Below are 13734 nucleotides of genomic sequence, written 5' to 3' on the forward strand. Positions count from 1 at the left end.
CATGGGCATCAAAACCATCACCACCCTGCTGGTCGCCAACCGCGGCGAAATCGCCTGCCGGGTGATGCGCACCGCGAAATCCCTCGGCCTGAGCACCGTGGCGGTGCACAGCGCCATTGACCGCGACGCACGGCATGTGGCCGAGGCGGACATCGCCGTTGACCTGGGCGGCGCCAAGCCGGCGGACAGCTACCTGCTGATCGACAAGATCATCGCCGCCGCCCAGGCCAGCGGTGCCCAGGCGATTCATCCGGGCTACGGTTTTCTCTCCGAGAACGCCACGTTCGCCCGCGCTGTCGAAGCCGCCGGGCTCGTGTTCCTCGGGCCGCCGGCCAGCGCCATCGATGCCATGGGCAGCAAATCGGCCGCCAAAGCGCTGATGGAGACCGCCGGCGTGCCCCTGGTGCCCGGCTACCATGGCGAGGCGCAGGACGTGCAGACCTTCCGCCATGCCGCCGAGCGCATCGGCTACCCGGTATTGCTCAAGGCTGCGGCCGGTGGCGGCGGTAAAGGCATGAAGGTGGTTGAAACGGAGGATCAACTGGCGCAGGCGCTCGAGTCCGCCCAGCGCGAGGCGCAATCGGCATTCGGCGATTCACGCATGTTGGTCGAGAAGTACGTGCTGCAGCCGCGCCATGTGGAGATCCAGGTATTCGCCGACCTACATGGCAACTGCCTGTACCTCAACGAGCGCGACTGCTCGATCCAGCGGCGCCACCAGAAGGTGGTCGAGGAAGCCCCGGCGCCTGGCCTGTCGGCCGAGTTGCGCCGGGCCATGGGCGAAGCCGCGGTCAAGGCAGCACAGGCCATCGGCTATGTCGGCGCTGGCACCGTGGAGTTTCTGCTTGATGCCCGTGGGCAGTTCTTCTTCATGGAAATGAACACCCGCCTGCAGGTCGAGCATCCGGTGACCGAGGCCATCACCGGCCTTGATCTGGTTGCCTGGCAAATCCGCGTGGCACGGGGCGAGCCGCTGCCGATCAGCCAAGCGCAAGTACCCCTGCTCGGCCATGCCATCGAGGTGCGGCTGTATGCCGAAGACCCGCAGAACGACTTCCTGCCGGCCAGCGGCACGCTCGAGTTGTATCACGAACCGGCCGCCGGCCCGGGGCGCCGGGTAGACAGTGGCGTGCGTGAGGGCGACGAGGTGTCGCCGTTCTACGATCCGATGCTGGGCAAGCTGATCGCCTGGGGCGGCAGCCGCGAAGAAGCCCGCCAGCGCCTGCTGGCGATGCTCGAGGAAACCGCCGTGGCAGGGTTGAAAACCAACCTGGCGTTCTTGTGCCGCACCCTCGCGCACCCAGCGTTCGCCATGGCCGAGCTGGACACCGGCTTCATCGAACGCCACCAGGCCGAGCTGTTACCAGCGCTGACCGAGCTGCCGGACGCCTTCTGGCACGCCGCCGCGAGAGCTTTCGTGCAGAGCGAAACCGCCTGCGTGCGGGCCGATGACCCGCACTCGCCGTGGAGCGCGACCAGCATCTGGCGCAGCGGCTTGGCGATGGAAACCACGCTGCATCTGGCGTGCGGCACCGAACAGCGCAAGGTGAAGCTGGCGCCGACGGATGCCAGCCGTCGTTTGCAGACATTCCGCCGTGGCGGGGTTCTCTTCCTGAAATGGAATGGCGAGCTGCAGGCCATCACCCGCGTCGATCCCATCGCCGCCGTCGAGCACGGGCAGGCGCAGCACGGCGGGTTGGCAGCCCCTATGAACGGCAGCATCGTGCGTGTACTGGTTGAAGCCGGCCAGCCGGTGGAGGCCGGCACGGCGCTGGTGGTGCTGGAAGCGATGAAGATGGAACACAGCATCCGCGCCCCCCATGCCGGCACGGTCAAGGCGCTCTACTGTGGCGAAGGTGACATGGTCAGCGAAGGTACCGCGCTGGTGGAGTTGGAGGGCGCGCCATGAACCTGCCAGAGTATGTACGCCTGGTCGAAGTCGGGCCACGGGACGGCCTGCAGAACGAACAGCGCCCTATCAGCGTCGCCGACAAGGTGCGCCTGGTCGATGACCTCAGCGCCTGCGGGCTTTCCTGCATTGAGGTGGGCAGTTTTGTCTCGCCAAAATGGGTGCCACAAATGGCCGGCAGCGCCGAGGTGTTCGCGGCGATCGAATGGCGGCCTGGCGTCACCTACGCCGCGCTGACACCCAACCTCAAAGGTCTTGAAGCGGCCCTGGCGGCTGGCGTACGCGAAGTCGCGGTGTTCGCCTCGGCATCTGAACGTTTCTCCCAGCGCAACATCAACTGCTCTATCGATGAAAGCCTGCAGCGCTTCGAGCCACTGATGCAGTTAGCCCACGAACAAGGCCTGCGCGTGCGTGGCTATGTATCCTGCGTGCTCGGCTGCCCCTACGAAGGCGCCATTGCCAAAGAACAGGTCGCCGCCGTCGCCAAGACGCTGTTCGCCATGGGCTGCTACGAAATCTCCCTGGGCGACACCATCGGTGTCGGCACACCGAACGCCACCCGCCGCCTGATCGAAACGGTCGGCCGCGAGGTACCCCGCGAACGCCTTGCGGGGCATTTTCACGACACCTTCGGCCAGGCCCTGGTGAACGTTTACGCCAGCCTGCAGGAGGGCGTCGAGGTATTCGACGCTTCGGTGGCGGGGCTCGGTGGGTGCCCCTACGCCAAGGGTGCCACCGGCAATGTAGCGACTGAGGACGTGCTCTACCTGCTCAATGGGCTGGGCATCCGCACAGGCATTGATCTGGCGGCACTGAGCACGGCTGGGCAACGTATCTGTAACGTGTTGGGTAAAACCAACGGCTCGCGGGTGGGGGCGGCGCTTGGCGCGGCCAGCCGCGCAGAGTAGGCATATCAGCGGCAAGGGCAGCACTGGGACATATCAACCCGGAGGCTTTCAAGGCTCGGATGAGCGGTTAAACCCGTCTCCACGACGGCGGTGTCGGCTACAAGGAACTGAGCCGTTTTTACCAACACCACTTCGTCCACGGCAACCCGCCCGACATGAAGCTGATCCCGATCTCGCGCACCGTGGGCGCCCTACAGATCGTCGATGAATTTATCATGTGCTTCACCCACACCACCGCCATCGACTGGATGTTGCCCAATGTTGCACCGACCGGCCGATATGTGGAAATTCCAATGCTAGGCGTGGTCAAGTTTCGCGGCGACAAGCTCTACCATGAACATATCTATTGGGACCAGGCAAGCGTACTGGTACAGATCGGCCTGTTGGACCCGACTGAGATGCCCGTCGCGGGAATCGAGACGGCCAAAAAACTTCTCGATGAGCAACTACCGTCGAATACGTTAATGGCCAACTGGTCATCAAGTGCATCGTCCCAACCTACGGCGTAACTGACGCCTAGACAGCGTAACGTTCCGCAACCGCCACCGGGATCGCCTGGGCGACCCCGCGCGGGAAACGCCAGCCGCAGTTAAAGTGCTGGCAACTCCATTTATATACTTAAAAACCAAGTCTTAGTTTATACCGAAACGTTTCTTATAAACCCTTGCCCGCACCGCTAGGATCGTAAACGCCTGTACCTCTTTAGGTATGAACGTCTAAGTTCCAGCGAGGAATAAACTAATGCCCGGCGTATCTGAAGCGACCCGCACTGCCCTGCCGCGTTCGCGGCTGCGCATACCCGACACCGAAACATTGGATGACGCCACCCGCAACCTGCGTGCCCGCCACCATGAGGAGAATTGGATTCAGGCATTGAGCCTGAACCCCGGTACGGCCCGCCGGTTCACCGGCTACTTCGAGGACCTGTTCGCCACCGGCCAGCACCGGCTGCCCCTGGCCGACCGTGAACTGATCGCCGTGGTGGTGTCGGTTGCCAATGGCTGCGGGGTGTGCACCGCACACCATACCCATGCGCTGGGGCAGGTGCTGGACGACCCGGCACGGGCCAAGCGCATCGCACTGGACCACCATCTGGTGAACCTGAGCGCCCGCGAGCAGGCCATCGCCGCCTTGGCCCTCAAAGTCACCACCGCGCCAAAAACCATTACGGCGGGGGACCTTCACGCATTAAGCGAACATGGCCTCAGCGAACAGCAGGCGCTGGAAGTGCTGGAAACCAGTGCCTGGTTCAACCACACCAACCGCTTGACGATTGCCCTGGGCGTTCTGCCCGACGATAAATTTTTCAATTGACCGAACGAGGCCCCTCCTATGTCGGCACTCTTGGCCACCCGCGCGCAGCCCAGTGATACGTTCCCTGCCCCGCCCCCAACCGAAGCCATTTCAAGGCTGAGTATTCCAAATGAAGCAGCGCAGCCACCTGAAATAACCGCCTTATTCGAGCGCTTTCGTTCGCACTATGGGTTTGTGCCCAACTGGCTGTTGGCGCTGTCGGTAAACCCCGGCACCGTCATTCGTATGGTTGCTTTTTATGAACACTTGTTCGACCCCAGTAGCAGCCAGTTGCAAGCCCGCGACCGGGAATTGATCGCGGTCGTCAGTTCAGCCACTAACGGCTGTAGCTATTGTGTGTTCAACCACACGGCTTCGTTGAGCCAGGCATTGAACGATCCGGTTAAAGCCCAGCGAATCGCCCGGGATCACCATGAAGTGCCATTGAATGCCCGGGAGAAGGTCTTGGCGGACGTGTCCCAGAAGCTTTCGCGTGACGCCCGTTCGGTCGCCCCGGATGATTTCCAGGCGCTGGCCGCGCAAGGTTTCAACGAAGCCGCGGTGCTGGAAATTTTCGAGATCAGCGCCTTCTTTGCCTATTGTAACCGGCTGTCGACCGCTTTGCAGGTTACCCCCGACAATGCTTTTTTCGAGCAGGCCGCACCATGACGCTATTGGACGAGTACACCCCTCGCGCTCTTGCGCCAGTACCGTTGCTGGATGCGGCGCTGTTGGCCCGCATCGGTGAACGTGCTGCCCATTACGACCAGCACAACAGCTTTTTTCACGAAGACCTGGCCGAACTCCGGCAAGCCGGTTACCTCAAGGCGCTGGTGCCCGAGGTGCTGGGGGGCGCGGGGCTGACCCTGCAGCACTATGTGCGTGAGCACAGCCAGTTGGCCGCCCGCGCGCCGGCCACTGCGCTGGCCATCAACATGCACCAATATTGGGTGGGCACCGCCGCGCGGCTGTGGGCCGATGGCGACCCTAGCTTGCAGTGGATATTGCGCGAAGCCGCGGCCGGCAAGGTGTTTGCGGCAGGCCACGGCGAACCGGGAAGCGATGCGGGCTTGGCCGACTCGACGGTCAAGGCCATACCGTTGGGCGGCGGCCGCTACCGCTTCGAGGGGCGCAAGGTGCTCACGTCGTTGTCTCCGGTATGGGACTGGCTGGGCATCCACGGCCGGGACGACACCGACCCGGCCAACCCGCAGGTGGTGCACGCGTTCATCGCCCGCTCCAGCCCCGGCCACCGCAGCGTGGAAACCTGGGACGCGCTAGGCCTGCGCGCGACGCGCAGCGACGATACGCTGCTCGAAGGGGTGGTGGCCGAGGCCGACCAGGTAGCGCTCGTGCAGCCGGTAGGGCCGCCCGATACGCCATTCACCAATGCCATTTTGGCCGCGGCCATTCCGGGGATTGCCGCGGTGTACCTGGGCATCGCCCAGCGCGCCTTCGATCTGGCCGTCGCCAGCGCTCGGCAGCGCACCTCGTTGGTTCTGGGCGGAAAAACCTTCGCCCACAAACCTCTTACCCAGCACGCCGTGGCCCAGGCCGCGATCACACTGGACAGTGCCCGCGCCCTGCTATACCAGGTCGCCGCCGACCTGGACGGCCGTGTCGATCACGGCCCGCTGTGGGCGGCAAAGGTGTTGGCGGCCAAACAGCATACGGTAGAGGCTGCGCAAACGGTGGTGAACCTGGCGCTTGAGATTGCCGGGGCGGCGTCGCTGTCCAGGCGTAACGAGTTGGAGCGCCTCTATCGAGATGTGCGGGCCGGCGGCTTCCACCCACCCAATGCACACACCAGCTACGAGGTGATCGGCCAGTCGTACCTGTTGGCTGACCCGGCCTGAAACGCCAGGGGGGCGGTGAGCGTGTTCACCGCCCCGCGCCCTTGATCGGCACCACCCCACCGGCGTTTAAATCGGGCATCACTCCCCTTCCAGCGGGGCCGGGCCGATTTCGTTCAGGCGGGGCAGCAAAAGATCGGCCACGTGCCGGGCTTCATCGATCAACGGCCAGCCAGACAATATCAGCGCAGACAGGCCACTGCGCTGGTGATACCGCTCGATGTCCTGCGCAATGCCCTCCGGGCTTCCCACCAGGTAAGCCGCCGACGAGCCAGTACCGAAAACGTCCAGCGACGACCACGCCGTCATGCCTGCGTACAGGTTGTGCTCCAGGCGCAGTGCGCCCAGTGGCGGCAGTTTGTTCTGGCGCAGGTAGCCCAGCCACTCCTGGCGTTGGGCATCGGGCGCCTGGTAGGTGGCCAGGTTGAATTCGCCCTGGGTGCGCCGGCCGATCACTTCCTCCAATTTGGCCTTGAGCAGCTCGACGCCGGTACGTTCGAACAGCCGGTAGAAGTGTTTACCCGCTTCGGCGGCGGTGGGCCGCACGGTAACGCTGGCCAGTGCGCCGAGATCATCGAAGCGGCGCTGCTGCCCCGCGGCGGCGGCCACGGCCCGGCCGAACTTCCCGGCCATCACCTCGACCTCACGCAGCATCAGCAGGTACACATCCACCACCTTGCTAGCATGCTGCACCCCGGCGGGCGATTCGCCGGTGCCCCACAGCGGCACCCCGCGTGGCTGTTTGGGCTCAAGGCCGAAGCGGGTATTGGGGAACAGGGATGGGTTACCCGCCAGGTACGCGGCCTGAAAGGCCTTCCAGTAATCCTCGCCCACTTGGTAACGGTCGTCGGCGCCGGTGGTGATCGCATAGGTGCGCGCACGTTCGTCCCGGCCGTTGATGTGGTTGAACAGCAAGCGGTCGCCGTAATACGCCTCGAAGGTCAACGCCTGTTCGGCCAACAGCTTGGGCGAGGTCATGCCGGCGTATTCGGCCACGAGAAATTTCATGCGCTCAGTAGCGCCGGCGACGGCACTGGCCGAGACCAGTGGGTCATTGGGCCAGGTGGCGACCAGGGCGCCGTAGAAACCGCCCCGGTCGATGGTTTGCGCCAGGCGCCGGTAGCGCGCCAGGTCTACGCCGTAGAAACCGTTGGCCATCCAGGGGTAGTCCCCATCGGCCATGCTCAGGTACCAGAGGGCCTTAATTGCCATCTCGGGGTGACTCCTTGCTCAAAATGAAGGCGCAGCCACTCAGCCGCCCAGGGTGGTCAGTGGCAAGCCTGGGTCAGCGGTCCACTCGGCCATGGAACCGTCGTACACCGCCACGTTGTGCCAACCCGCCACGGCCAGCGCCAAGGCAGTGCCGGCGGCGGTAATGCCACTGCCGCAGTAGGTGATGATTGGGGTACCGGGGTTCAGCGCGGCAAAACGCGCCTGTAACGCGGCCACCGGTAAAAGCTGGTGGCTGCCCGGATCGATCAGTGCGCCGTGGGGCATATGCTGGCTGCCCGGGATGTGCCCGCGCCGCGTATAGCGCAGCTCCTCGCCGGTGAACACCGGCCGGCGCAGCACGTTGAGCAACTGCCCGGGGCGCTGGCCGTTGACCACTGCCAACACCTCGTCGCGGCCAACGAAATAGCCCGGGCGCTCGGCGCTGGTGACCCAATCACCCGGTGCTGCACTCTCCTCGCCCTGCTCCAGCGGCAGCCCGGCGGCACACCAGGCATCCAAGCCGCCGTCGAGCACCTGCACCGCCGTGTGGCCGTACGCCTGGAACAGCCACCATAGGCGCGCGGCCCAGATACCGTTGGCGCGGTCGTAGACCACCACCCGCTGGCCAGCGCGCACCCCGACCGCTTGGGCGGCGTGGGTGAAACGTTCGGCACCCGGCCGCTGGTAGGGCCAAGGTGATGCCGGGTCGGAAAACGCCGCCCAGAGGTCGGCAAACAGTGCCCCCGGAAGGTGCCCCTGCCGGTACGACTGCTGTGCCAAATCTTCGGCGGTGCCGGCGGCCACTGCGCGCGCGCCGGCCTCCAGTATGCGGTAGCCGTCAAGGTCACTGGCCAGGGTGGCGGCCGACAGCAGCGGCTGCAGGGCCATTGTTCAGCCCTCCAGCACGGTGCCGTCGATACGCGCCCGCGCCTTGATCAACGGGCCATCGACGGCGTCGAGTGCGTCGATGAAGGCTGGCACGAAGCTCCCCGGCCCTTGCGCCTGGGTTTGTGCCTGTTCGGCGGCCAGGGCGAAGTGCACATGGGCGGTAATCAACCCCAGTACCGGCGTGGCCGCGACCGCCGTATAGGCCGCGACCAGCGCGCCTAGCGCGCAGCCGGTGGCCGTCACCCGGGGCAGCAGTGCGCTGCCGCCGGCAATGCGAAACAGCCGCAGCGCACCTTCGTACTCGCCGAGCACATGGTCAACCGGCCCCGAAGCTGACACTGCGGCGCTGTGGGCGAGCAATGCCCGTGCTGCTGGCACTGCGTCGGCAGGGTCATTGGAGCTGTCGAAGCCTCGGCTTGAGCTGCCCAGCCCGGCGAGCCCGATGATTTCCGAGGCGTTGCCGCGGATCACCGCTGGCCGGTAGGCCAACAGCTCCGCGGCCACGCCGCCGCGCCAGGCCAAGCCGCCGGCACCGATCGGGTCCAGCACCCAGGGCCGCCCGAGATCGGCCGCCGCCTTTACCGCCAGGCGCATGGCCTCGACCTGCGCCGCGGTAGGCGTGCCGAGGTTCACCAGCACCGCGCCGGCAACCTGCACGAAGGCGGCGGCCTCCTCGGGGTTATCGACCATGGCCGGCGCCGCACCGGCAGCCAACAGCACATTGGCCATGAAGTTGCTCGACACCACATTGGTCAGGCACTGCACCAACGGTGTTTGCGTACGCAACGCTACGTGGGTGGCGATTACAGCGTCGATCAGGTCTTTAGCGAAATCGGTCATTGCTTGCGTCCCTTGAAAACGGTTGAGGCACGTGGATAGGGCATGCGGCAGGCTGCGCAACGCAGACTAGTCGAACGCGGCTTATAGCCAAAATACCGATAACGCATAGGTAAATAGGCATAACCCCCAGGTGCTTATGCCCCAGCTAAAGCACCCTAGCCTTTTCGGGAATAACCCGCCTTACCGTAGCGGTGCCCCAACGGTCCGCAATGACGCTTCAAGGTGTCGCGCCGTACCGGTATGCTTCGCCGAGTCATCTCCTACCCCCCGCAATGGCCTATGCCGATCAAAGTTTTGTGGTATCTGAGCTTCGCCGATGGCCGTTATCCCTGGTGCGCCGATGGCCTGCTAGCGGTGGATGCCGGGCGCTATCTCGAGCTGGCCAAGGCCATCGAGGCCGCCGGGTTTTATGGCGCGATGGTTGCGACCTGGCCAAACGACCCGCTGGTGAGTGCCGCGTACGTGGCCAGCCACACGCAGCGCATCAAACTGCTGGTCGCCAGCTATGCACGTTTGACACCGCCGAAATTGCTGGCGCAACAGATGCTGACCTTCGACACCCTGACCGGCGGCCGGCTGTTGCTCAACCTGATCAATGGCCGCGACAACATCATGCGCGCCTATGGCATGACCGCAGCCCATGCCGAGCGCTACGCGTTGGGGATCGATTACTGGCGCAAGTTTTGTTTTTCCTACAAGCAAGGTGCGCAGTCGTGGTTCCCCAACACGCCCCTGGTGCTGCCGCCCACCCAACCGGGCGGCGTACAGTTGTGGGGCACTGGCGATTCCCCCGCCGGAATCGCCCACACCGCCGAGCTGGCCGATGTATACCTGACCATGATGCGTGAAAGCCAGGTGATCGGCCCCAAGTTTGCCAATGCCCGCGCCGCTGCTGCTGCCCAAGGGCGGCAGTTCACCGACCTGGGCGCCCTGGCCAGCGTGACCGTGAGGGAAACCGAGGCCGAGGCCCGGGAGGCGTTCTACGCGATGTTCGAGCACACCGGTGCCGAAGCGCTCGCGGCCAAGCTCAACGAAGCCATTCTACGGCGCACCGCCGGGCGCCGGGACTTCAACACCTTCCAGGCAGCGGATGCCCGCCGCCAGGGCTGGCTCGAGCAACTGCGCAAACGGCAATTGCCGAGCCTTCGGTCGTTGCAGCTGGAAGGTCACCTCTATGCCGGCATCACCGCCTGGGCAACACTTGATGTATTCGGTATCGGGTCGTCGGCTACTTACTTTGTAGGTGATGGCCTGCAGGTGGCGCGGCAGCTTCAGGATTACCAGCGAAGCCTGGGGCTCAGTGCGTTGATTTTGTCGGGCTGGCCATTGCTTGAAGAAGCCGGCCACACGGCACGCTGGCTACTGCCCCTGCTGTCGGCCCAGCCCCTGCCGGCCACCGATCGATAAGCGCATCCGCGGGTTAGCAGGCTAGGTTCTCCACCGCGAAGCGGTAGCCGGTTTGCCCGGCCGCGGGCAACGGGCGCGTCGCCTGCTGGCGGTAGCCTTGGGGGCTTGTGCCCAGTTGTTTCTGGAATGCCCGGCGCATGCGTTCTTCACGGCCGAAGCCAACGGTTTCGGCAATGCGTTTGATCGGTTCGCGGGTGGTTTCCAGCAGCCGGCAGGCGGCTTCAAGGCGAAGGGTCTCCACGGCTTGGGCCGGGGTTTCGCCGGTGGCGGCCACGTAGGCGCGGGCAAAATGGCGGGGGCTCATGCCGAATTGTTCGGCTAACCGCTCTACCCGCAGGTCTTCGCCCAGGTGCGCGGCGACCCAGGCATGCAGCCGTGCCAGGCGTACGTCAGGGTCAGTGCGCAAGGCATTGGATTGTGCCTGCAGCGAAGCACTGAGCTGCGGCTGCTCGGCCGAGCGCCAGAGGAACACCGTGAAATAACGCGCCAGCGCCAGCGCGGCATGGGGGCCGAGGTCCTGTTCTACCAGGGCGAGGGCCAAATCAATGCCCGCGGCCGCGCCACCGCAGGTCCAGAACGGGCCATCATTGAGGTACAGCGCGTTCTGGCGGCACTGTACCCCGGGGTAAAGGGCCTGCAACTGTTCGGTAAATTTCCAGTGGGTCACCACGCTGCGGCCCTCCAGTAGGCCTGCCCCAGCCAGCGCGAAGGTGCCGCTGCCCACCGAACACAGCCGGCGGGTAGTGGCTTGCCGCCGCCGCAGCCAGGCGCACACACGGTCATCGGCCTCCAGCGCCGCCACCCCGGGGCCGCCCACCACGATCAAGGTGTCGATCCGTTGAGCCTGCTCATCCAGCCAAGCCAGTGAGTGGGTCATCACCTCGATGCCAGACACCGACGTCACCCGCCCACCGCAGGGCGAGGCCAGCAGTAGGCGATAGGGCGCCTGCGTTGCAAAGGGCCCGCCCAGCACGCGCGGGATGGCGGCGAACACCTCCAGCGGCCCCGTGCTGTTGAGCAGCAACGCATCGGTAAAGGTCAGTACCACCACCGTGCGCGTCTCAGGCGTGGCAGCAAAGGAGGGGTGTTTGGCATGGAGCGGCACGGCGAGCCTCGACATACTGGTTTCAACGCACAATGAGAACCGGACAATGCCGTTAATATCCGCGCCTGCCAAGCGTCTTCGTTTTACCCTGGGGTGGCGTGGGCTACTGGGTGGCGCCGCGCTGCTGCTGGCCCAGGTCGCCACCGCGGCCAACGCCTTGCAGGTCGGCGACCAAAGTGGGTTGATACAGGCGCTGCTGCACGCCGCCGGCGAAGACACCGCCGTACCCTACAGCCTGGTGTGGCACCCCTTCCCGGCTGGCCCGGCGCTGCTCGAGGCGCTGAACGCCGGGGCCATCGACGCTGGCGTGGTCGGTAACGCACCACCGGTCTTCGCCCAGGCGGGTGGCTTTGACGTTCGTATCATCGGCGTGGCCCAGGGTGCACAAAACAACAATGCGCTGCTGCTGCCGGAAGGCTCGAGCGTGCGCCAGGTGGCGGACCTCAAGGGGCGGCGGGTCGCTGTCGCCAAGGGCTCCAGCGGGCACTATCTGCTGCTGGCCGCGCTGCGCCAGGCCGGCCTCGGGCCCCATGACGTGAACCTGGTCTATGCCAGCCCCGTGGACGCCCAGAATGCCTTTGCCAGTGGCCACCTGGACGCCTGGGCGGTGTGGTACCCCTTTGTGGGTCAGGCCACCGGGCGTGGGGCGCGGGTGCTGGTGGACGGCAGTGCCTGGGCGGAAACCGGGACGAACTTCACCGTCGCCAGCGTGCAGGCCCTGAATGACCCAAGCCGTGCCCAGCAGTTGGCGGACTGGCTGGTGCGCCTGGCCCGCGCACAGGCCTGGGCCACCGCGCATCCTGCCGAGTGGGGCCAGGCCCTGGCCGGCATCACCCGGCTGCCGCTGGCGCTGGTGCAGCGGATGCTCGCCGAGCAGCACCTGCTTTACGTACCCATCGACCCCGCCATCATCGCCCTGCAACAACGCCTGGCCGACGCATTCGCGGCCGAGCGCCTGATACCCCGGCCGGTGAAGGTCCAGGAGATGTTCGACCCGCGTTTCAACGCGTCGCTGCCCTCCCCCCGCTGATTAGCTGAAACCCCCTGTTCGCCATGCCGATCCCTCATCGGTAGGGCGGCACTCACCCGGAGAAACACCATGCCTACCCTGGATACCACCACCCTCAGGCGCCACAAGACCGGCTTGGTCGCGGTCGATCATGCCCGCAGCGCCGGCGGTTATACGCTATTCGCCCCGCAGACCGCCGCCGGCCAGGTGTTCCTGATCGACCTCGACGGCGAGGCCGTGCACCGCTGGCAATTGCCCCAGCGCCCGGGCCGTGATGCCGTGCTGCTGCCCAATGGCAACCTCGGCTACAACGGTAACCACCCCGATTCGCCAGACCTGTTTCCGGGCTGGTCGGTGTGGCACGGTGGCGCGTTCAGTGAAGTAACCCCTCAGGGCGAAATCGTTTGGCAGCACACCGACCTGTTTCACCACCATGACGCCCAGTGGTTGGGCAACGGCCACCTGCTCTATACCACGGTGGAGCCCTTGAGCCCGGCGCTGGCCAGCCGCGTAGTGGGCGGCATTCCCGGCAGCGAGGCAGCCGGTGGAGTGATCTATGCCGACGTGGTCAAGGAGGTCGACCGCCAGGGGCGAGTGGTCTGGGAGTGGCGCAGTTGGGAACATTTGCGGCCCGAAGACTATCCGCTGCACCCGACGTTCGAGCGCTACCACTGGCCGATGGCCAATGCCGCTACCCCGGGGCGTGACGGTAAGGTGATCCTCAGCTTGCGCAGTGTCTCGTCGGTGATCGCCGTCCAACGCGGCAGCGGCCAAGTGCTGTGGCGCCTGGGCCATGATCTGGTTGCCCAGCAGCACTGCCCCAGCGAGCTGGACAACGGCCGCATCCTGGTATTCGACAACGGTATCTTCCGGCCGAACGTGGCCATGCCATTCTCGCGCATCCTGGAAATCGACCCCCACGCCCAGCACATCGAGTGGCAGTACGCCGATACCCCCGGTTATGCCTTTTTCAGCCCCTTCATGGGCGGGGCGCAACGCCTGCACAACGGCAACACGCTGGTCACAGAAGCCAATTTTGGCCGCCTGTTCGAAATCACCCGGGCAGGAGACGTGGTGTGGGAATACATCAACCCGTATTTCGCGGCCTACCCGGATGCCGCCTCGCGCCAGTACCTACCCGGCCAGAACAACGGTGTTTTCCGCGCCCACCGCTATCAGCGCCAGGACATCCCGTGGCTGCGCAACTGAACACGTTCGACTCACCGCACCCTTAACGATCACGCTTACGCCAGCCACGCGCAGCGAAGTATCGACTCATCACAAGGAATACCTGATGAATCTGCTTTATC

At 65.1% G+C, this 13734-nt stretch carries 12 protein-coding genes and 1 pseudogene; 9 read left to right on the forward strand and 4 right to left on the reverse strand.

Translation table 11 applies throughout. The features are described 5' to 3' along the window. Nucleotide 1: 1 nt before the first annotated feature. The 6 genes and pseudogenes from HAQ05_RS02780 (at nucleotide 2) to HAQ05_RS02805 (ending at nucleotide 5966) form a co-directional block, all read left to right on the forward strand. Nucleotides 2-1909 carry an acetyl/propionyl/methylcrotonyl-CoA carboxylase subunit alpha gene (locus tag HAQ05_RS02780; RefSeq protein WP_420825738.1) on the forward strand — a complete coding sequence of 636 codons (1908 nt, stop codon included), beginning with the start codon at nucleotides 2-4 and terminating at the stop codon, nucleotides 1907-1909. Further along, a complete protein-coding gene (locus tag HAQ05_RS02785) occupies nucleotides 1906-2817 on the forward strand; it encodes a hydroxymethylglutaryl-CoA lyase (RefSeq protein WP_190417135.1) in 912 nt (303 codons plus the stop codon). Before HAQ05_RS02780 ends, HAQ05_RS02785 begins: the two co-directional genes overlap by 4 nt. Before the next feature lie 86 nt (nucleotides 2818-2903). Next, nucleotides 2904-3326 (forward strand): annotated as a pseudogene (locus HAQ05_RS02790) (dienelactone hydrolase family protein); the annotation flags it as partial. Nucleotides 3327-3558: 232 nt separating this feature from the next. Further along, nucleotides 3559-4131, forward strand: a complete 573-nt coding sequence (locus tag HAQ05_RS02795) for a peroxidase-related enzyme (RefSeq protein ID WP_190417137.1) — start codon at nucleotides 3559-3561, stop codon at nucleotides 4129-4131. Between the two features lie 18 nt (nucleotides 4132-4149). Then, nucleotides 4150-4779, forward strand: coding sequence for a peroxidase-related enzyme (locus HAQ05_RS02800; RefSeq protein ID WP_190417139.1), 630 nt, complete (start codon nucleotides 4150-4152; stop codon nucleotides 4777-4779). Continuing rightward, on the forward strand, nucleotides 4776-5966 hold the full coding sequence (locus HAQ05_RS02805) for an acyl-CoA dehydrogenase family protein (RefSeq protein WP_190417142.1): 1191 nt from the start codon (nucleotides 4776-4778) through the stop codon (nucleotides 5964-5966). Before HAQ05_RS02800 ends, HAQ05_RS02805 begins: the two co-directional genes overlap by 4 nt. A gap of 78 nt (nucleotides 5967-6044) precedes the next feature. On the opposite strand, the gene HAQ05_RS02810 is transcribed toward HAQ05_RS02805, so the two are convergent. The 3 genes from HAQ05_RS02810 to thiM are packed head-to-tail and all read right to left on the reverse strand — an operon-like array spanning nucleotide 6045 to nucleotide 8903. Continuing rightward, nucleotides 6045-7175, reverse strand: a complete 1131-nt coding sequence (locus HAQ05_RS02810) for an LLM class flavin-dependent oxidoreductase (protein WP_190417144.1) — start codon at nucleotides 7173-7175, stop codon at nucleotides 6045-6047. Nucleotides 7176-7214: 39 nt separating this feature from the next. Then, a complete protein-coding gene (locus HAQ05_RS02815; protein WP_190417146.1) occupies nucleotides 7215-8063 on the reverse strand; it encodes a sulfurtransferase in 849 nt (282 codons plus the stop codon). 3 nt (nucleotides 8064-8066) lie between these two features. After that, nucleotides 8067-8903 carry a hydroxyethylthiazole kinase gene (thiM, locus tag HAQ05_RS02820; RefSeq protein ID WP_190417148.1) on the reverse strand — a complete coding sequence of 279 codons (837 nt, stop codon included), beginning with the start codon at nucleotides 8901-8903 and terminating at the stop codon, nucleotides 8067-8069. Nucleotides 8904-9182: 279 nt separating this feature from the next. Here thiM and HAQ05_RS02825 point away from each other — a divergent pair, with 279 nt between their 5' ends. Then, nucleotides 9183-10310, forward strand: a complete 1128-nt coding sequence (locus HAQ05_RS02825) for an LLM class flavin-dependent oxidoreductase (protein ID WP_190417150.1) — start codon at nucleotides 9183-9185, stop codon at nucleotides 10308-10310. 13 nt (nucleotides 10311-10323) lie between these two features. On the opposite strand, the gene HAQ05_RS02830 is transcribed toward HAQ05_RS02825, so the two are convergent. Beyond that, nucleotides 10324-11430: a GlxA family transcriptional regulator gene (locus HAQ05_RS02830; RefSeq protein ID WP_190417152.1), complete on the reverse strand. Its 1107-nt coding sequence runs from the start codon at nucleotides 11428-11430 to the stop codon at nucleotides 10324-10326. 31 nt (nucleotides 11431-11461) lie between these two features. On the opposite strand from HAQ05_RS02830, the gene HAQ05_RS02835 reads away from it, so the two are divergent. Both HAQ05_RS02835 and HAQ05_RS02840 read left to right on the forward strand, forming a co-directional pair. Beyond that, complete coding sequence (locus tag HAQ05_RS02835; RefSeq protein WP_190417154.1) at nucleotides 11462-12445, forward strand: ABC transporter substrate-binding protein; 984 nt, start codon at nucleotides 11462-11464, stop codon at nucleotides 12443-12445. A gap of 69 nt (nucleotides 12446-12514) precedes the next feature. After that, nucleotides 12515-13633: an aryl-sulfate sulfotransferase gene (locus HAQ05_RS02840; protein ID WP_190417156.1), complete on the forward strand. Its 1119-nt coding sequence runs from the start codon at nucleotides 12515-12517 to the stop codon at nucleotides 13631-13633. The last annotated feature ends 101 nt before the right edge of the window (nucleotides 13634-13734 follow it).

Source organism: Pseudomonas typographi (genome assembly GCF_014694385.1).
Lineage (GTDB): Bacteria > Pseudomonadota > Gammaproteobacteria > Pseudomonadales > Pseudomonadaceae > Aquipseudomonas > Aquipseudomonas typographi.